Annotated in this window: 17 protein-coding genes; 7 read left to right on the forward strand and 10 right to left on the reverse strand. The window is 60.8% G+C overall.

Going from position 1 to position 19535, the window contains the following annotated elements:
- Window positions 1-278: 278 nt before the first annotated feature.
- From fecA to AC07V4_RS14375, 3 genes are all read right to left on the reverse strand, one after another.
- Entirely contained in the window at window positions 279-2615 is a 2337-nt protein-coding gene (gene fecA, locus AC07V4_RS14365) for a TonB-dependent Fe(3+) dicitrate receptor FecA (protein ID WP_492637185.1), read from the reverse strand.
- A 90-nt stretch (window positions 2616-2705) separates the two neighbouring features.
- Window positions 2706-3647 carry a FecR domain-containing protein gene (locus AC07V4_RS14370; RefSeq protein ID WP_492637184.1) on the reverse strand — a complete coding sequence of 314 codons (942 nt, stop codon included), beginning with the start codon at window positions 3645-3647 and terminating at the stop codon, window positions 2706-2708.
- Entirely contained in the window at window positions 3644-4132 is a 489-nt protein-coding gene (locus AC07V4_RS14375; RefSeq protein ID WP_492637183.1) for a sigma-70 family RNA polymerase sigma factor, read from the reverse strand. Before AC07V4_RS14375 ends, AC07V4_RS14370 begins: the two co-directional genes overlap by 4 nt.
- Before the next feature lie 183 nt (window positions 4133-4315).
- Here AC07V4_RS14375 and AC07V4_RS14380 point away from each other — a divergent pair, with 183 nt between their 5' ends.
- From AC07V4_RS14380 to AC07V4_RS14405, 6 genes are all read left to right on the forward strand, one after another.
- Complete coding sequence (locus tag AC07V4_RS14380; protein WP_431750651.1) at window positions 4316-4618, forward strand: DUF3649 domain-containing protein; 303 nt, start codon at window positions 4316-4318, stop codon at window positions 4616-4618.
- Window positions 4615-6189, forward strand: a complete 1575-nt coding sequence (locus AC07V4_RS14385) for a PepSY-associated TM helix domain-containing protein (RefSeq protein WP_492637182.1) — start codon at window positions 4615-4617, stop codon at window positions 6187-6189. Before AC07V4_RS14380 ends, AC07V4_RS14385 begins: the two co-directional genes overlap by 4 nt.
- The gene (locus tag AC07V4_RS14390; RefSeq protein ID WP_492637181.1) at window positions 6190-6516 is read left to right on the forward strand and encodes a DUF3325 domain-containing protein; all 327 of its coding nucleotides are present in this window, start codon (window positions 6190-6192) and stop codon (window positions 6514-6516) included.
- 7 nt (window positions 6517-6523) lie between these two features.
- Window positions 6524-7102: an RNA polymerase sigma factor gene (locus AC07V4_RS14395; RefSeq protein WP_492637180.1), complete on the forward strand. Its 579-nt coding sequence runs from the start codon at window positions 6524-6526 to the stop codon at window positions 7100-7102.
- Window positions 7099-8076, forward strand: coding sequence for a FecR family protein (locus tag AC07V4_RS14400; RefSeq protein ID WP_492637179.1), 978 nt, complete (start codon window positions 7099-7101; stop codon window positions 8074-8076). The genes AC07V4_RS14395 and AC07V4_RS14400 overlap by 4 nt, the downstream gene beginning before the upstream one ends.
- 249 nt (window positions 8077-8325) lie before the next feature.
- Entirely contained in the window at window positions 8326-10566 is a 2241-nt protein-coding gene (locus tag AC07V4_RS14405) for a TonB-dependent receptor (protein WP_492637178.1), read from the forward strand.
- A 79-nt stretch (window positions 10567-10645) separates the two neighbouring features.
- On the opposite strand, the gene AC07V4_RS14410 is transcribed toward AC07V4_RS14405, so the two are convergent.
- Window positions 10646-10996 carry a glutaredoxin family protein gene (locus AC07V4_RS14410; protein WP_492637177.1) on the reverse strand — a complete coding sequence of 117 codons (351 nt, stop codon included), beginning with the start codon at window positions 10994-10996 and terminating at the stop codon, window positions 10646-10648.
- Window positions 10996-12000, reverse strand: coding sequence for a nucleoid-associated protein YejK (gene yejK / locus AC07V4_RS14415; protein WP_431750658.1), 1005 nt, complete (start codon window positions 11998-12000; stop codon window positions 10996-10998). The genes AC07V4_RS14410 and yejK overlap by 1 nt, the downstream gene beginning before the upstream one ends.
- Before the next feature lie 396 nt (window positions 12001-12396).
- On the opposite strand from yejK, the gene AC07V4_RS14420 reads away from it, so the two are divergent.
- Window positions 12397-12678, forward strand: a complete 282-nt coding sequence (locus AC07V4_RS14420) for an HU family DNA-binding protein (protein WP_005785131.1) — start codon at window positions 12397-12399, stop codon at window positions 12676-12678.
- A 64-nt stretch (window positions 12679-12742) separates the two neighbouring features.
- On the opposite strand, the gene rlmF is transcribed toward AC07V4_RS14420, so the two are convergent.
- From rlmF to AC07V4_RS14445, 5 genes are all read right to left on the reverse strand, one after another.
- On the reverse strand, window positions 12743-13762 hold the full coding sequence (gene rlmF, locus AC07V4_RS14425) for a 23S rRNA (adenine(1618)-N(6))-methyltransferase RlmF (protein WP_492637176.1): 1020 nt from the start codon (window positions 13760-13762) through the stop codon (window positions 12743-12745).
- 238 nt (window positions 13763-14000) lie between these two features.
- A complete protein-coding gene (locus AC07V4_RS14430; protein WP_492637175.1) occupies window positions 14001-16847 on the reverse strand; it encodes a valine--tRNA ligase in 2847 nt (948 codons plus the stop codon).
- 212 nt (window positions 16848-17059) lie between these two features.
- Entirely contained in the window at window positions 17060-17443 is a 384-nt protein-coding gene (locus AC07V4_RS14435; RefSeq protein WP_492637174.1) for a DNA polymerase III subunit chi, read from the reverse strand.
- 7 nt (window positions 17444-17450) lie between these two features.
- Complete coding sequence (locus AC07V4_RS14440; protein ID WP_049709834.1) at window positions 17451-17879, reverse strand: DNA polymerase III subunit chi; 429 nt, start codon at window positions 17877-17879, stop codon at window positions 17451-17453.
- A gap of 51 nt (window positions 17880-17930) precedes the next feature.
- Complete coding sequence (locus AC07V4_RS14445) at window positions 17931-19421, reverse strand: leucyl aminopeptidase (RefSeq protein WP_431751833.1); 1491 nt, start codon at window positions 19419-19421, stop codon at window positions 17931-17933.
- Window positions 19422-19535: the final 114 nt, after the last annotated feature.

Consider the following 19535-nt stretch of genomic DNA (forward strand, 5'->3'; position numbering starts at 1 on the left):
TTTAGCGAGGCTGCGAAGGCGGCGGCACAGGCGACCTAATCATCGGCAGTACCACCGCTTTCGCAGGCAAGCCAGCTCCCACCTTTGATCTCTATCGCTGGTGAACACGCGCCAGACGCGATGGCCCTGTCGGCAGTGTTTCCCCAAACACCGCCAATCTCCTGTGGGAGCTGTCGAGCTTTAGCGAGGCTGCGAAGGCGACGGCACAGGCGAACTATTCATCGGCCGTACCGCCGCTTTCGCAGGCAAGCCAGCTCCCACAGGGGTTTGCATCGTTTTTAAAACGCGATGGAGGTTTGCACGTAGACCGTGCGCGGTTCACCGACGTATTTGCCCTTGTTGTTGTCGTCGAACGAGCGGGTGTAGTACTGCTTGTTGAAGATGTTTTTCACACCGACCGCTACGTTCAAATCCGACAGTTGCGGGCCGAAGTCATAGGCCGCGCGGCTGCTGAACAGCATGTAGCCGGGGATACGTCCGTTGCTGCCGTCGGCACTTTCCGCCTGGGTGTTGGCGTTGTCGGCAAATTGGCTGCTCTGGTAGCTGCTGTCCAGATTGAGCTTCCAGCGGCCTTCGGTGTAACCCACGCCCAAGGTGCCTTTGTGCTTGGACGAGAAGGGCACGCGATTGCCTTTGTTCGGGCCGTCTTCGCGGATGGTCGCGTCGACGTAGGCGTAGGTGGCGTACACATCGAAGCCTGCGAGTGCTGGACTCAAACCGTCGAGGGCGTAGTTGATGCTCGACTCGATGCCCTGATGGCGGGTTTCACCGCGGGCGATCACGGTGTCGTTGGTCTGGTTGCTGTCGTACTGGTTATCGAAGTTGATCAGGAACGCACCGATTTCCGCGCGCAGGTTGCCGTTGTCATAACGTGTGCCGAGTTCCCAGGTACGGGCTTTTTCCGGTTTCACTTCGCCGCTGGTGACGCGGTTGGGCATCTGGCTGTACTGCACGCTGCCGAACGAGCCTTCGGTGTTGGCGTAGAGGTTCCAGTCTTCGGTGAGGTGGTAGAGCACGTTCAACGCCGGTAGCGCGGTGTTGTAGTCGCCCTTGTATTTGACGTTGGTCAGGTTGTTGGTCTGCTGGGACTCGATCATTTCGTAGCGTATGCCCGGGGTGATGGTCCACTTACCGATGTCGATGCGGTCGTCGACGAAGAACGCATTGGCCTCGGTGGCGCCACGGGTGTCGCGGTCGTTGCGGCTGTTAGTGGTGGGCATTTGCTGGTTGGCGGTGATCGGCGTGCGATAGCGCATTTCGTGGCCGGCTTCGCTGATGTAGCGGTAGCCGATGCCGACTTCATGGCTGGTGGGGCCGAGGTCGAAGCCTTGGGCGAAGCGGGTTTCGAGGCCGCGTACCCAATATTCGCGAGGCGACAGCGAAAGGAAGCTGCCTTGGTCCAGGTAGCCGCTACGCAAGGTGGTGGTGAAGAAGGTGTTGGCGGTGAACTCGCGGCGGTCTTCCTGGTAACGGTAGCCGGCATTGAACATCGTACGGCGGCCCCAGAATTTGTCGTAGGGGCGGGTGGACTGGTACGGATCAGCCTTGTAGTCCTTCACGTTCAAGCCGCCGGGCATATCGGCCTGGCCTTCGTAGTACTGCGCCATCGCGTTGAAGCTGTTGGCGTCGTCGAACTGGTATTTACCCTTGAGGATCAGGTCGTCGATGCGTGTGTTGCTGTTTTCGCGCCAGTCGCCGCCACGGGTGCCGGAGTACAGGATCGCGCCGCCCAGGCCGTTATCGGCGGTGCCGCCAGCCAGCAGGTTGCCGGTGGTCTTGAAGCCGTCGTGGCTGGAAGACGGGCTGGTTTCAGTCTGCAAGCCGCCTTTGACCGTCGGCGCATCCGGGATGGCGCGGGTCACGAAGTTGACGATGCCGCCGACGTTCTGCGGGCCGTAGCGCACGGCGCCGCCACCGCGCACCACGTCCACCGCGTCCATGTTGCCCATGCTGATGGGCGCAAACGAAAGTTGCGGCTGGCCGTAGGGCGCAAAGGGCACCGGAATACCGTCCATCAATACGGTGGAGCGCGAGGCCAGGCGTGGGTTGAGGCCGCGAATGCCGAAGTTCAGCGCCATGTCGTGGCTGCCGGTGCCGTTGTTTTCCGGCGCGTTGACGCCGGGGATGCGGTTGAGCACATCGCGGGCCTGGGTCGCGCCCTGGCGCTCGAATTCTTCGCGGCGGATTACGTCACGGGCGCCGGGGTGTTCGAACACGTTGGTTTGTTCGGCATCGCCGAGCCAGTCGCCGACGACGTTGGAGGTTTGCAGTTCGACGGTGACGGGCGCGTTGGCCGGTTGCAGGCTATAGGCGTTGTTACCCTCGGCGCGGGCTTGCAGGCCGGTGCCTTCCAGCAGTTTCTGCAACCCTTCTGCTGCGCTGTAGCTGCCGGACAAACCCCGGCTCTGCATCCCGGCCGTCACTTCGGAACCAAAGGAAATCAGCACGCCCGCTTCACGACCAAACTGGTTCAGGGCCGCTTCCAGCGACGCCGGGGCGATGTGATAGGGCTTGGCGTCGGCTGCCATCACTTGGGGCAGCGCGGTGAAACTCAGGCTGGCGCCGAGCAGGAGCTGGCGCAGGGTGCGGGCGAGAAGGGTCGGTTGCTGGGGCATGAAGGGCGGTCCTGAGAAGGAAGGATCAAGGTGGCTTTCCTTCTCTGTCACGCGAGGGCTGGAAAACGGCTCACAGTTGTCGAAAATATTTCAGGCGCGTGCCTGCACGGTCACCCAGTAACGCGTGAAGCGTCGAACCTTGACCGGCAAACTCACCTCCAGCAGGTCGAGAATACGTTCGCTGTCATCCAGCGGATAACTGCCGGACAACAGCAGGTTGGCCACCTGTGGGTCGCAATTGAGCTGACCTCGGCGGTAGCGGCCCAGCTCGCTGAGGAAATCTTCCAGGCGCATGTGCGCGGCCATCAGCATGCCGTCGGCCCAGGCGCCACTATTGGCGTCGGTAGGGCGCGGGGTATCCCAGCCTTTGCGGGTGAAATTCACCTGGCGCGCAGCTTCGACGGTCAGCGGCAGGCCGTTGTAGTGGTTGGGCATGACCTCGACGTGACCGTCGAGCACCGCCAGTTGGGTGTGGTCGTTGAACTGGCGCACATTCAAGCGCGCTGCCTGGCTGCTGAGCAGACCCTGGCCGGTCAGCACGCGCAGGGGCGATTGACCTGCTTGGGTCGTCAGCAGGATTTCGCCTTCGAGCAGGCGGATCAAACGCTGTTGCCCATCAAAGTGCACATCCACCGCACTGCCGGTGTTTAGTTGCAGTTGGCTCCCATCGGCCAATTGCAGCTTGCGGCGCTGGCCCACGGGGCTGCGGTAGTCTGCGCTCAGCGGCGGCAGAATATGTTGCTGGCGCAGGCCCCAGGTTGCGGCCGAGCCGGCGCCGAGGATCAGCAGCAACTTCAGCGCCTGACGACGGCTGCGGGATGTCGGTGCATTCAACGCCGCGTGGGCCAGGGGCGAGGGCACGCCACGCAGACGCTGGTTGACGCGTTGGATCTGGTCCCAGGCGCGCTGATGTTCACTGTGGGCCGCCAGCCATTGCTGCCAGGCCGCTTGCTGGCGCGGGTTGAGCGCGCCTTGCTGCATTTCCATCAGCCAACGCACGGCTTGCTCGGCGACTTGGGTCGAGACGTTCATAGGGCGAAGTAGCAGCGCATCGCCGCTTTATTCAGGTGGCGTTTGACGGTGGCGATGGAGATCCCCAGTTCAGTGCCGATTTGTGCATAAGTCAGACCGTCGAGTTGGGCCAACAGAAACGCTCGTTTGACTTGGATGGGCAAGCCGTCCAGCAGTTGATCCAGCTCGACCAGGGTTTGCAGGATGATCGCGCGTTCTTCTTCCGAGGGCACCACGTGTTCGGGCAGTTGCGCCAAGGCATCGAGGTAGGCGCGCTCCAGGTCCTGGCGGCGGTAGTAGTTGAACAGCACACGCTTGGCCACAGTGGTGAGGAAGGCGCGGGGTTCGATCAGCGTCGGGGTTTCCCGTGCGGTGAGCACGCGGATGAAGGTGTCTTGTGCCAGATCCGCCGCGCTTTCCGGGCAGCCGAGCTTGCGTCGCAACCAGCCGGTGAGCCAGTGGTGATGGTCGTGGTACAGGACTTCGACGGTGTTGGACGGCTGCAACGCGATCACTCCACGAACATTGGTGTGCGTCAGAGAACAAGAATTGTTCGCATTGTAGGTTGCGTCACACACTTGGGCAATCCTGCATCTCGATAAAGGGTGGCAGGTGATTCATCCGTTCTCTTTTGCTTATGAGAATATTTATCATTAATATTGCGCGCTGATGAACCTGGCGCTTCCCGCATGAAAAGCAAACCCTCATTGCCTGTTTCCTACCGCCTAGCCGTGACCTCGCGCGTATTGGCAGCCGTGGTGGGCGGCTACTTGATGGCTTCCCTGGCCAGCATCTGCCTGGCGTTGTGGCTACCCACCTCCCGCGCCGATGCGGTCGTCACCGGGATGATGAGTTCGTTTGTGTTCTACCTGCTGGCGGTGCTCTGGTGCTTTGCCTGCCGCACAGCGTGGCGTGCCTGGGCGGGTGTGATGGTGCCGAGTGCGCTGTTTGCCACCCTGGCCGGTGTGGGTTTCTGGATGGCGCGCCCATGAAGGAGGGCTTCCGCCAGGCCATGGCCTGGTTGCACACCTGGGCCGGGTTGATTTTTGGCTGGTTGCTGTTTGCGATTTTCCTGACCGGCACCTTGTCCTATTTCAAGGACGAGATAACCCATTGGATGCAGCCCGAAGTACAGGCCCATCCGCTAGACGACGCCCGCAGCCTGGCCGCCGCCCAGTCCTATCTGCAGCAACAGGCGCCGAATGCTTCCCGCTGGTTCATCTCCCTGCCGGACAAGCGTGACCCCGGCCTGTCAGTGATGTGGCAGGACAAGGTCGAGCCGGGCAAACGCGGCAACTTCATCCAGAAAGTCCTCGACCCCGTCACCGCTCAGCCGGTCCTGGCTCGGGAAAGTCGGGGCGGCGAGTTCTTCTATCGGTTCCACTTCCAATTGCAAATGCCTCATCCCTGGGGCCGCTGGCTGTCGACCACTGCCGCGATGGTGATGTTCGTCGCGCTGATCACCGGCATCATCACCCACAAGAAAGTCTTCAAGGATTTCTTCACCTTCCGCCCGCGCAAAGGCCAGCGTTCCTGGCTCGACGGGCATAACGCAGTGGGCGTGCTGGTGTTGCCGTTTCACTTGATGATCACCTATAGCAGCCTGGTGATCTTCATGAGCATGGTGATGCCGGCCCCCATCGTGGCCTCCTATGGCAACGACTCCCGTGCGTTCTTCAATGAAGTGTTCCCCAATACCGAGATTGCCCCGGCACTCGGCCAGCCCGGGCACTTGCTGCCGTTGCTGCCGATGTACCAGCAGGCACGCGAGCAATGGCCGGGCGGCCACGTGGGGCGATTGGTGGTGAACAACCCGAGTGATGTGAATGCCTCGGTCAATGTGTTTCGCGCAGGCTCCGACCGTGTGGTACACGATTTTGGCAGCAGTGTGTCGTTCAACGGCACCACGGGCCAAATGTTGCGGGTGAGCGGCGAGCCGTCTTTGCCATCGGTGATCGGCGGCAGTTTCTATGGCCTGCACATGGGGCACTTCGCGGGGCCGGTGCTGCGCTGGTTGTACTTTATCTGCGGGTTGGCGGGCACGGCGATGATCGGCACCGGGCTGGTGATCTGGCTCGGCAAGCGCCAGCTCAAGCATGCCAAAACCGGCGTGATGCCGTTTGAACTGCACTTGGTGGAAGTGCTGAATATCGCCAGCATGTCCGGACTGGTGATCGCCATTGCGGCATTCTTCTGGGCCAATCGCCTGCTGCCGGTGGGCCTGGCTGAGCGTTCCGACTGGGAAGTGCAGAGCTTCTTCATCGCCTGGGGGCTGAGCCTGTTGCACGCGGTGTTGCGCCGGGGGCGCCAGGGTTGGGTCGAGCAATTGAGTTTCGGCGCGCTGCTGTTTGTGGCGATTCCACTGCTCAATGCACTGACCACCTCGCAGCCTCTCGGCGTGACACTGGCCAAGGGCGACTGGGCCATGGCCGGTTTCGACCTGACCTGCCTGGCCAGCGGCCTTTTCCTCACTTGGGCCGCGTGGAAGATGCAGCACCGCACGGCGCCGCAAGCCAATATCGAGCGCATGCGGCCATTGCCCCTGAAGCAGGAGGCGCACTGAATGCTGCTGGCCTTGATGATGTGTTATGCCGGTTTCACCGCACTGTGCCTGTCCACCGATCGTCATCACGGCGAGTTGCTGCACAGCAAGCCATCGTCCGCTCGGCGCCTGAGCCTGCGCGTGGCCGGTTGGCTGTTGCTCGTACTGTCGATCTGGCCCGCCGTGACGGTCACTGGTTGGAGTCAGGGCTTGGTGGAGTGGTGCGCCGTGTTGATGCTCAGCGCGCTGTTGCTGGTGTTGCTGTTGCCGTATCGGCCAAGGCTGGCCTTGATCCTGGCAGGCGTCGGACTGCTGACCAGCCCTGTTGCGGCCTTCGCCTTATTCTGAGCCAGCCATGATGATCACCACCCCACCGGAATCCCAAGACAGCCCGCACACCGATGCGGCCGGTGGGCGTGCGCATTTCCTGCAGGTGTTCTTGTCCCAACGTTCGCAGATGGAAGCCTTGGTCAGCCGCCGCGTAGGTTGCCGCGCCACAGCGGCCGACCTGGTGCAGGACCTGTTCCTGCGCTTCTGGCGCCGGCCCCTGGTGCAGGTCGAAGAACTCAGTACTTACCTGTTGCGTTGCGCCGGCAACATCGCCATCGACCATCTGCGCAGCGAAGGTGCACGGGTGCGTTGTAGTGAAGGTTGGCTGCCCGATCAGCAAGACAACCAAGGCTCCGAGCCCCAGGCGGCACTCGAAGCCGGCAACGATTTGCGCCATGTCGAAGCCGCCTTGCGCAGCTTGCCCGAGCGCACGCGGCAGATTTTCCTGCTCAATCGCATTCATGGACGCAAGTACGCGCAAATCGCCCAGGCCATGGGCCTGTCCCAAAGTGCCGTGGAAAAACATATGATGCGTGCCCTCGAAGCCTGCAAGGCCAGCCTTCGCGAACCACCGCCTCTACGCACGCCAGGGAAAGCACCGTGAACGTCACCCCCACTCCCGCCCAGGAGCAGGCCGCGCTTGACTGGCTGAGCCTGTTGCATGACCAGCCCAGCAGCGGCGACCAAGCCACCTTCAGCCGCTGGTTGCGCGCCGACCCGGCGCACGTCGAGGCCTATTCCCAAGCGCAGGTGCTGTGGGAGTTGAGTGAAGTACCGGCACGCAAACTGGCGGACGAGGAGGCACTGGCTTTACAGGGCTACCTAAATGCGATGAATACCCCCAAACGTTCTCGGGTGGTGCGTTGGTCCGGCGCGCTGGCCGTGGCCGCATGCCTGTTGTTGATGGTGTCCGTGGGCGCCGGTTGGGAGCCGTCGCGCTGGGTCGATGATTTCGGCGCCGACTACGTGACGGCGCCCGGGGAGGTGAGGACTGTCACCCTGGCCGATCAATCCCAAGTCACCCTGGACGCCGACAGCGCCATCGCCGTGGATTTCAGTCATGGCGAGCGCCACATTCAATTGCGTCGCGGTGCAGGGTTTTTCAGCGTGACTCACACCGGCCAATCCTTTGTGGTGGGGGCGGGCAGCGGTGAGGCGCGGGTGCTGGGCACACAGTTCGAGGTTCGCCTGCAACCGGCCGGCGCCCAGGTCACGGTGCTTTCCGGGCGGGTTGGCGTGACGCCTTCCAAGCAGGGCCAGCAACAGATTCTGACGGCAGGCCAGCAAGTGGCCTACGCCGACGGTGTCGCCGAACCCATGCACCCGGTCGACAGCGAATCCCGCCTGGCCTGGCGCGACGGTTGGCTCAACTACTACAAGGCGCCGTTGGCCGATGTGGTTAAGGACCTGGGGCGTTACTACCCCGGGCGCATTCTGTTGCTCAACGACGAGATGGCTGGCAAACGTGTGAGCGGCAGCTTCCCGAGCAAGGATCCGCAGGCCGTGTTGAATGCCTTGCAAGCGGTGCTTGGGTTTGAGCAGCACCATGTTCTTGGCCGGATGATTGTGTTGCGTTAGGTACACCACGCAGCGCATTTACCGCATTCCCTTTCCTGCTCGGTCCCTGCAGGCCACGTGTTGCGCTGCCTGTAGACCCTTCACCGAACCTTCATCGCAATCACCCAAACCTGTCACCAAACCGTTACACGCGGCGTGGATCATCCCCGGGTTCCTGAGCGAGTGGTCAGGAAGACAAGCGTCGTCTGCCAGTCCAGCCTCGGCGCAACTGCCCCATACAACAGATCAATGTAAGTAAGGGATCTACACGTGAACTACAACAAACTTTATGCCCTGCTTCTGGCAACGGGCCTGGGTGGCTTTGCGCCGCTGGTTTTGGCGGACGACGCGCAGGACGTAGGTTCGGTGAATATCGCCGGCAAACAAACCCTGGGCAACGGCCACATGATTCGCGAAGAAAGTGCCAAGGCGCGGTCCACGGTGACCAAGGAAGCCATGGACGAAATGTCGGCGACCGCCAACGCCATCGACAAGCTCAAATACACGCCGGGCATCAACGTTTCCAGCGATGACGCCAGCGGCACCAGTGGCACCAACTTCACCATGCGCGGCATGAACTCCGACCAGATCGGGGTATCCGTGGACGGTGTGCCGATCAACGACTCGGGCAACTACAGCGTTTACTCCAATCAGTTGGGCGACCCGGAAAACCTCGCGGAAGTCTTCGCCACCCAGGGCTCGTCCGAAGCGGACGGCCCGCACATCGGTTCCAGCGGTGGCAACATCGGCATGATCACCATTCGGCCGACTAAAGAGTCCGGCGTGTTCGCCAAGCAGATCGTCGGTGCCAATGCCCTGCGCAAGACCTTCGTACGAGTGAACACAGGTGACTTCGGCGGCCTCAAGACCTGGGTATCGGCGTCTCACCTGGAAGGTGACAAGTGGCGCGGCAAAGGCACACTGCGCAGTGACAAGGTCGAGTGGAGCAGTCTGTTTGAAGACGGCAACGGCAACTCCACACTGGCCACGGTGAAGTACAACAACCAGGAAAACTACAACTACAACAGCCTGAGCAAAACGCAGTTCGAGCAGGAAGGGCGACGCAAGGATTACTCTGAAACGCCAATTTATAAGAGCGGGCTGCTGTCCTCGTCTTATAAGCTCAACCGCAATCCCTTTGAAAGCGTCAACGCCACGCTCACCCAGCGCTGGCAGTTGCGAGACAACTTGGCATTGACCGTCACTCCGTATTACTACTGGGCCAACGGTGGCAGTTTCAGTGGCCAGACCGCTTCGAACCTGGGGCCGAAGTCCGACAAGGCCGGCAACTACGACCTGAGCAACCTGAAATCGGCCAACTACTACCGTCCATCCTGGACCGAGACCTGGCGCCCTGGTGTCACCGCCAAAATGAAATGGGACATCAACGAAGAACACAGCCTGGACTACGGCTACTGGTATGAACGTGCTCGCCAGCGCCAGACCCAGCCGTTTATCGGGATCAACGGCGAAGGCGCGCCTGACGATGTGTGGGGCGATTACAACAGTGGTGGCCAGGTAGTCGACAAGAATGGCGCGACGGTACAAGGCCGTCATTACTACACCGTCACCCCGGCCCAGAAACTCTGGGTTCAGGACAGCTGGCAAGCCACGCCGGACCTGAGCTTTGTCGGCGGCGTGGCGTACCAATATGTCGAGCGTGACGGCAACAACCTGGGCAGCCTGTACGACAAACCGGAAAAACGTAACACCCGTTACCACCAGTTCCTGCCGAACTTCAGCGCCAAGTACCAGGTCGACGAAAGCAACCAGGCGTTCTACAACGTCACCCGCAACATGCGTACGCCACCGAACTACGTGCTGTACAACAAGGGCGACTCGGTGAGCCTCAAGCCGGAGTTGAGCTGGAACCAGGAACTGGGCTGGCGCTACACCGAAGATGCCATGGCGTTGAGCGCGACCCTGTTCTACATCAGCTTCAAGGACCGCCAACTGTCGACCACCGACCTGAACGGCGACTACGCGGTGATCAACGTCGGACAGGTCGACAACAAGGGCCTGGAACTGGAGTGGAGCGGCCTGTTGCCGCATAACTTCAACTACTACGCGTCCTACACCTACACCCAGTCCGAGCAGAAAGACAATTTGCTCAGCAAGAATGTGCTGCTGCCGACGGCGGGCAAGCAACTGGCCAACGTGCCGGAAAACATGTTCAACCTGGTGTTCGGTTATGACGACTCGCGCTTCTACGGCAACATCGCGGGCAAGTACGTCGGTAGCTTCTACGGCGACTTGACCAACGACGAGAAAATCTCCGGGCGTACCGTGGTCGACCTGAACGCCGGTATCTACTTGCCGGTGGACAAGAAAGTCATCAAATCCGCGACCCTGCGCTTGTCGATGCTTAACGTGTTCGACAAGGAGTACCTGAGCTCAGCGCGTACCGTGTCGTTCAACTCGGCCCCGGTGAATGGGCTGGCGCCGAGCACGGCGTATTACAACGTGGGGGAAGAGCGTACGGCGATGGTGTCGCTCGAGGCCAACTTCTAAGATAAGAGCACCGCAGAAACCAATGTGGGAGGAGGCAAGCCCCCTCCCACATTTGAATTGCTGTGAACGATAGATTGGTTTATTTCAAGGCGGCCATGATTGCTTCAGGGTTGTAGTCGCGGATCAATGTTCCATTCACGTCCACAAATGGAATTCCGCCACCGCCCAACGCTTCATACGCCTTGCGCGCCTGGGCGTCCTTCTCGATGTCGAACGCCTGGTACGGAATGCCTTTCTGATCCAGGAACCGGCGGATCTGCTTGCAGTAACCACACCATTCGGTGGCGTAGAGCACCACGTGCGCGGAAGCGCGTACCTGCTCCGATACCACCTGCGACGGGTTGAACACCCGCTCGATCTTGCCCCAGTTCTGGATCACCACCACGACCAGCAAGACCAGCAGGACTTTCTTGAAAACCCCACCGAGCATCAGTTGCGACGCTTGAGCTGGTCAGTCAGTTGGGTCGGCAGGCCCTTGATGATCAAGGTGCCGGCGGCTTCGTCGTATTCGATCTTGTCGCCCAGCAGGTGTGCTTCGAAGCTGATGGACAAGCCTTCAGCGCGGCCGGTGAAGCGGCGGAACTGGTTGAGCGTGCGCTTATCCGCCGGGATCTCCGGCGAGAGGCCGTAGTCCTTGTTGCGGATATGGTCGTAGAACGCCTTTGGCCGGTCTTCATCGATCAGTCCCGAGAGTTCTTCCAGGCCCATGGGCTCGCCAAGCTTGGCCTGGCTGCTGGCGTAATCCACCAAAGTCTTGGTTTTCTCGCGGGCGGATTCGTCCGGCAAGTCTTCGCTTTCCACGAAGTCACTGAAGGCCTTGAGCAGGGTGCGGGTCTCACCCGGGCCGTCGACGCCTTCCTGGCAGCCGATGAAGTCGCGGAAGTACTCCGAGACCTTCTTGCCGTTCTTGCCCTTGATAAAGGAGATGTACTGCTTGGACTGCTTGTTGTTCTGCCACTCGGACACATTGATCCGTGCTGCCAGGTGCAGTTGGCCCAGGTCGAGGTGGCGCGACGGGGTCACGTCCAGCTCGTCGGTCACCGCCACGCCTTCGCTGTGGTGCAGCAGGGCGATGGCCAGGTAATCGGTCATGCCTTGCTGGTAGTGCGCAAACAGCACGTGGCCGCCGGTGGAGAGGTTGGACTCCTCCATCAGCTTTTGCAGGTGCTCGACCGCCGTACGACTGAAGGTGGTGAAATCCTGGCCTCCGTCGAAATATTCCTTCAACCAGCCACTGAACGGGTGCGCGCCGGACTCGGCATGGAAGAAACCCCAGGCCTTGCCCTGTTTGGCGTTGTAGCTCTCGTTTAGGTCGGCAAGCATGTTCTCGATGGCGGCCGATTCGGACAGCTCCGTATCGCGGGCGTGGAGAACTGCGGGTGTGCCGTCGGGTTTTTTGTCGATCAGGTGGACGATGCAATGACGGATCGGCATAGGCTTCTCGGCTGGTTGAAGGGGAGCCGGTGGCCTCCCCGAAAAGTTGCCAAGTGTACCGCACCCATTGGCCAAGACACTCGTCGGCGGCTGTTTTGGGTGACCTCCGACAGCCTATATGCCTTTTTTTCACGGTTTAGAGCGATAAAGCTGACCAAATGGCTAGGTAGAAGCGGATATTTCCCCGTCTCTGTGCTAGTTTTGCCCCGTCTTACGCCAAGTCTCGGCGTTAAGCGTGCATTCAGCATCTGTCAGGTCGAACCAATCCCCGTTTCAAGTATCTATAACCCCGATCTCTGTGGTTATAGCCGGGGGTGCCAGGCCATGACGGTCGGGCTCGACGGCTGACACTGCACTCTGCAATCCATATGAATTTGATAGGGAAGGAACACCACAATGGCTTTGACTAAAGACCAACTGATCGCTGATATCGCTGAAGCTATCGACGCGCCAAAAACCACCGCGCGCGCAGCTCTGGACCAACTGGGCCAGATCGTTGCTGATCAGCTGGAAAACGGCGGCGAAATCACTCTGCCAGGTATCGGCAAGCTGAAAGTGACCGAGCGTCCTGCCCGTACTGGCCGTAACCCTTCGACTGGCGCTGCCATCGAAATCGCTGCCAAGAAAGTTATCAAGCTGGTTGTGGCCAAAGGCCTGACCGACGCTGTTAACAAGTAAGACGCAGTAAAAAAAACCGTGCTCCGGAGTGATCCGGGCACGGTTTTTTGTTGCCTGCGATTTGTCAGTCGCGAACCCAGCGCTGGCGCCAGATCTGCTGCTCGTTCTTGGTCTGGAAGGTCCAGGCCACAAATCGGCTTTGCTTCTGGCCCTGGGACATTTCCACGACCTGGCTTTCCAGGACACCGGCCTTTTTCAGGGCGGTCTCGATTGCGGGCAAGTTCGATGCTTTTGACACAAGGGTGCTGAACCACAACACCTTGTGGGCAAAGTGCGCGCTCTCGGCGATCAGTTGCGTTACAAAACGCGCTTCACCGCCTTCACACCACAGCTCGGCCGATTGGCCACCGAAGTTCAGTACCGGCAACTTACGTTTGGGATCGGCCTTGCCCAGGGCGCGCCACTTGCGTTCGCTACCTTTGGTCGCCTCTGCCATGGACGCGTGGAATGGCGGGTTGCACATCGTCAGGTCAAAGCGCTCGCCCGGCTCCATCAAGCCCAGCAGGATCTGCTTGGGATTGGTTTGCTGGCGCAGTTGAATGACCTTGCTCAGGTCGTTGGACTGCACGATGGCCTTGGCGGCGGCCACGGCGATAGGGTCGACTTCCGAGCCCAGGAAGTTCCAGCGGTATTCCATGTAGCCAATCAGTGGGTAGACGCAGTTGGCGCCCATGCCGATGTCCAGCACCTTGACGATCGAGCCACGAGGAATCTTGCCGTCGTTGGCGCTGGCCAGCAGGTCGGCGAGGAAGTGCACGTAGTCGGCACGCCCCGGCACCGGTGGGCACAGGTAGTCGGCGGGGATATCCCAGTGCTGGATGCCGTAGAAGGCTTTCAGCAACGCCCGGTTGAACACCCGCACCGCATCCGGGCTGGCGAAGTCGATGCTCTCTTTGCCATAAGGATTGATGATCACGAATTTCGCCAGTTCCGGCGTGGTCTTGATCAGCGCCGGGAAGTCGTAACGGCCTGTGTGGCGGTTGCGCGGGTGCAGGGAGGCCTCTTTACGCGGCGTGACGGGTTTGGCCGTGGCTGCGGTTTTAGGCTTCTTGCGCGGAGGTTTTGGCGTGCTGGGGGTGGTCATGATGATTCTGGTGTTGGCTCAATGTGGCGGGCATTGTCACACATCCTGAGGTGATCTCGGTCAAATGTGGGAGGGGGCTTGCCCCCGATGGCGGTGTATCAGCTAAATATGAAGTGGCTGAACCAGCACTATCGGGGGCAAGCCCCCTCCCACATTGATTGTATTGCCAGCCTGGAATTGGGGAATTCCAGGCAAAAAAAAGAGGCCCGAAGGCCTCTTTATCTACATAGGTTCCACCTTACAGGCTGGAAATCCGCGCATGCTGCTCCGCCAGCTTGCCCAGGGCCTGTTCAGCCTCGGCCAGTTTGGCGCGTTCTTTGTCGATCACTTCAGCCGGTGCCTTGTCGACGAATGCCGCGTTGGACAGCTTACCGCCCACCCGCTGCACTTCGCCTTGCAGGCGTGCGATTTCCTTATCGAGGCGGGCCAGTTCGGCGCCCTTGTCGATCAAGCCGGCCATCGGCACCAACACTTCCATGTCGCCAACCAGTGCGGTGGCGGACAGCGGAGCTTCGGCGCCGTCAGCCAATACGGTGATCGACTCCAGCTTCGCCAGCTTCTTGAGCAGTGCGTCGTTCTCGGCGAGACGACGCTGGTCTTCGGCACTGGCGTTCTTCACGAACACTGCCAATGGCTTGCCCGGGCCGATGTTCATCTCGGCGCGGATGTTGCGCGTGCCGAGCATCAGGGTCTTGAGCCATTCGATATCGCTTTCGGCCGCCTCATCGATGCGTGCTTCGTTGGCTACTGGCCAAGGTTGCAGCATGATGGTCTTGCCTTCGATACCGGCCAGCGGCGCGAGGCGCTGCCAGATTTCTTCGGTGATGAACGGCATGAACGGATGCGCCAGGCGCAGGGCCACTTCCAGCACGCGTACCAGGGTGCGACGGGTGCCACGCTGACGTTCGATCGGCGCGTTCTCGTCCCACAGCACTGGCTTGGACAGTTCCAGGTACCAGTCGCAGTATTGGTTCCAGATGAACTCGTACAAGGCTTGTGCCGCCAGGTCGAAACGGAACTGGTCGAGCTGGCGGGTCACTTCGGTTTCGGTGCGTTGCAGCTGCGAGATGATCCAGCGATCCGCCAGCGACAGCTCATAGGCTTCGCCGTTCTGGCCGCAGTCTTCGCCTTTATCCAGCACGTAGCGCGCCGCGTTCCAGATTTTGTTGCAGAAGTTGCGATAGCCTTCGACGCGGCCCATGTCGAACTTGATGTCGCGACCGGTGGACGCCAGCGAACAGAAGGTGAAGCGCAGGGCGTCGGTGCCGTAGCTGGCGATGCCGTCGGCGAACTCGTCGCGGGTCTGCTTCTCGATCTTCTTCGCCAGTTTCGGCTGCATCAGGCCCGAGGTGCGCTTTTGCACCAGGGTTTCCAGGTCGATGCCGTCGATGATGTCCAGCGGGTCCAGGACGTTGCCCTTGGACTTGGACATCTTCTGGCCCTGGCCATCTCGCACCAGGCCGTGCACGTACACGGTCTTGAACGGTACCTGCGGCGTGCCGTCCTCGTTCTTCACCAAGTGCATGGTCAGCATGATCATCCGGGCAACCCAGAAGAAAATGATGTCGAAACCGGTGACCAGCACGTCGGTGGAGTGGAACTTCTTCAGGAATTCGGTCTGCTGCGGCCAGCCCAGTGTGGAGAAAGTCCACAGGCCCGAGCTGAACCAGGTGTCCAGTACGTCGTTGTCCTGCTGCAGCGCAACGTCGGCACCGAGGTTGTGCTTGGCACGCACTTCGGCTTCGTCGCGGCCTACATAGACCTTGCCCGATTCGTCGTACCAGGCCGGAATGCGGTGGCCCCACCACAGCTGACGGCTGATGCACCAATCCTGGATGTCGCGCATCCACGAGAAGTACATGTTTTCGTACTGCTTGGGCACGAACTGGATGCGGCCATCTTCAACGGCCGCGATGGCAGGTTCTGCCAACGGTTTGGTGGACACGTACCACTGGTCGGTCAGCCACGGCTCGATCACGGTGCCGGAACGGTCGCCTTTCGGCACTTTCAGGCCGTGGTCGTCAACGCTCACCAGCAGGCCGGCAGCGTCGAAGGCGGCCACGATCTGCTTGCGTGCTTCGAAACGATCCAGGCCAACGTATTCGGCCGGGATCTTGCCGTCGATGCTTTCGTTCAGCGTGCCGTCCAGGTTGAACACCTGGCAGGCCGGCAGTACGGCGGCGTTTTTGTCGAAGATGTTCAGCAGCGGCAGGTTGTGGCGCTTGCCGACTTCGTAGTCGTTGAAATCGTGGGCCGGGGTGATTTTCACGCAGCCGGTGCCGAATTCAGGGTCGCAGTAGTCGTCCGCGATGATCGGGATACGACGGCCAACCAGCGGCAGTTCGACGAATTTGCCGATCAGCGCCTGGTAGCGCTCGTCGTTCGGGTTAACCGCGACGGCGGCGTCGCCAAGCATGGTTTCCGGACGGGTGGTGGCGACGATCAGGTAATCGTTGCCTTCAGCGGTCTTGGCGCCATCGGCCAGTGGGTACTTGAGGTTCCACAGGAAGCCTTTTTCGTCGTGGTTTTCCACTTCGAGGTCGGAAATTGCCGTGTGCAACTTGGTGTCCCAATTGACCAGGCGCTTGCCGCGGTAGATCAGGCCGTCTTCGTGCAAGCGTACAAAAGCTTCTTTCACCGATTCCGACAGGCCGTCGTCCATGGTGAAGCGTTCGCGGCTCCAGTCTACGGACGAGCCCAGACGACGGATCTGACGGCTGATGTTGCCGCCGGACTGGTCTTTCCATTCCCAGATTTTTTCCAGGAATTTCTCGCGGCCCAGGTCATGGCGGTTCTGGCCAGTGGCTTCGAGTTGGCGTTCCACCAGCATCTGGGTGGCGATACCGGCGTGGTCGGTGCCCGGCTGCCACAGGGTGTTGCGGCCCTGCATGCGGCGGAAACGGATCAACGCATCCATGATCGCATTGTTGAAGCCATGGCCCATGTGCAGGCTGCCAGTGACATTCGGTGGCGGAATCATGATGGTGTAGGAATCGCCCGCGCCTTGCGGGGCGAAATAATTCTCGGATTCCCAGGTGTTGTACCAGGAAGTTTCGATGGCGTGCGGCTGGTAGGTCTTATCCATGCGCGGCGGGACCCTAGTTGGCATTAATTCAGGAAAGCCGGCAAGTATAACGGGGGATAAGGCGCAGGGCGAGGCGAAGACAGGCTTAAGACAGATGCAAAATCAAGGTGGGAGCCGGCTTGCCTGCGATAGCGGTTTCTCAGTCGATATCTTCAGTGACTGTTACACCGCTATCGCAGGCAAGCCAGCTCCCACAGAAATGTGTGAAAGCGTCAGGACTGGTACTGGCTCAGCAACCGCTCCATCCGCGCATCCAGCCGACGCTTGATCTCGGTTTCGATGTGCGGGGCAAAGTCGTCGATCACGTCTTGCATGATCAGTTGCGCAGCGGCGCGTAGTTCATTGTCCAGGTGCAGCAGCAGGGCATCTGGCCCTTTTTCAGCGGGGGCAGGTTCGACGGCAGGCACCTCGGCAACCGGCTCCGGCGCGGCGGGCTTGCCGCCGACCATGTCGAACAACAGCGGAATCTGTACCTCGCCATCGACCGACTCGGTCAACAGCGGCGGTTGCAAGTCATCATCACCCAGCAACTGGCGGATAGACTCAAGGTCATCCAGCAGGTGGTCGTCTTTTTTCAGCGGGTTGGGAGTGTCCATCGTGTACTCAAAGTCGTTGTAGCCGGTGATCTTGCAGAGGATAGCCCTGTTCACGGTAGAAACGGAAACTCTCCCGCGCGGCCTGACGAATAGCCGGGTCTTCCACCACCACTTCCGCCACGCGGGCAAATGCCTTGGCAAAGGGCGGTACTTTCAGGTCCAGGTTGACCAGTAGGTCATGGTGATCGCCGCAGCTGTCGCCCAAACCCAGGACAACCAGGCCTTCGGGTTCCGACTCGGCGGGGCCGTGGGGCACGAAGCTTTCGCCCTTGAAGCGCCACAGGCGGGCGTCCAGTTCGTCGCGCTGGGTGGCATCGCTGCAATGCAGGTAGATGCGGTGGCCCATGCGCCAGGCTTTTTCGGTGAGTTTGCAGGCAAAGTCCAGGCGCGCGAGCGGGTCGGCGCTGGGCAATATATAGAAGTCGACTTGGGTCATTGCGGTTCCTGAGACCGAGGCGACGCAAAGGTCGCCCCGGAATCTTCAGTTTCAGGCCTTGGCGCGATCCAGCAGGTACTGGGTCAGCAATGGAACCGGACGGCCAGTGGCGCCCTTGTCCTTGCCGCCGCTGGTCCAGGCCGTGCCGGCGATGTCCAGGTGCGCCCAGTTGAAGTTCTTGGCGAAGCGCGACAGGAAGCAGGCCGCCGTGATGGTGCCGGCTTTCGGGCCGCCGATGTTGGCGATGTCGGCGAACGGGCTGTCCAACTGTTCCTGGTACTCATCGAACAGCGGCAGTTGCCAGGCGCGGTCGTCGGCGGCCTTGCCGGCGCTGAGCAGTTGCTCGATCAGTTCGTCGTTGTTGCCCAGCAGGCCCGAGGTGTGGGAACCCAGGGCGACGATGCAGGCACCGGTCAGGGTGGCGATGTCGATCACGGCTTGCGGTTTGAAGCGCTCGGCGTAGGTGAGGGCATCGCACAGCACCAGGCGGCCTTCGGCGTCGGTGTTGAGGATTTCGACGGTCTGGCCGCTCATGGTGGTGACGATGTCGCCCGGACGGGACGCGCCGCCGCTTGGCATGTTCTCGGCGCAGGCCAGGATGCACACCAGGTTGATCGGCAGCTTGAGTTCCAGCACGGCACGCAGGGTGCCGAATACGCTGGCGGCACCGCCCATGTCGTACTTCATCTCATCCATGCCGGCGCCCGGCTTGAGGCTGATGCCACCGGTGTCGAAGGTGATGCCTTTACCCACCAGGGCGTAAGGTTTCTCGGACTTCTTGCCGCCGTTGTATTGCATCACGATCAGGCGTGGTGGCTGGTCGCTGCCTTGGCCCACGGCATAGAACGAGCCCATGCCCAGTTCCTTGATCTTCTTCTCGTCGAGCACTTCGACTTTCAGGCTCTTGAACTCTTTGCCCAGTGCCTTGGCCTGCTCGCCGAGGAAAGTCGGGTGGCAGATGTTTGGCGGCAGGTTGCCCAGGTCGCGGGTGAACGACATGCCATTGGCGATGGCCTGGGCGTGGGACACGGCGCGCTCGACTTCAGCCTGGGCGGCCTTGATGGTCAGCAGGGTGATTTTCTTCAGGGCGCGGGGTTCGGCTTTCTGGCTCTTGAACTGGTCGAAAATGTAGCCGCCGTCGACCAGGGTTTCGGCCAGCAGGCGGGTCTTGCCGTAACTGTCACGACCTTTGACGACGATTTCATCGAGGGCCAGTGCCGCGTCGCTGCCGCCCAGGCCCTTGAGGGTGGTGAGGATGCCACTCACGATCTTGCGGAATGGGCGGTCGCCCAGCTCGGCATCCTTACCTACGCCGACCAGCAAGACGCGCTCGGCCTTGAGGTTGGGCAGGCTTTGCAGCAACAGGCTCTGGCCGACCTTGCCGGCCAGGTCGCCGCGCTTGAGCACGGCGCTGATGGCGCCACCGCTCAATTCGTCCAGTTGCTTGGCGGCGACGCCGAGTTTGCGGCCTTCGCCGACAGCGACCACGAGGGTGGCGGTTTTCAACGTTTCGGGGCTAACGCTTTTTACAACCAATTCCATTTTCGGGTCCCTTATCAAGGTCTGTGAGCCTGAGGTTTGTACACAGGCTTTAAAGCCTGGCGGCTTTGTAAACCGCCAGCGGCAAAGGCCGCAGTTTGAACCTCGCCGACGGAA

The organism is Pseudomonas sp. GW821-FHT03A09 (assembly GCF_059421065.1).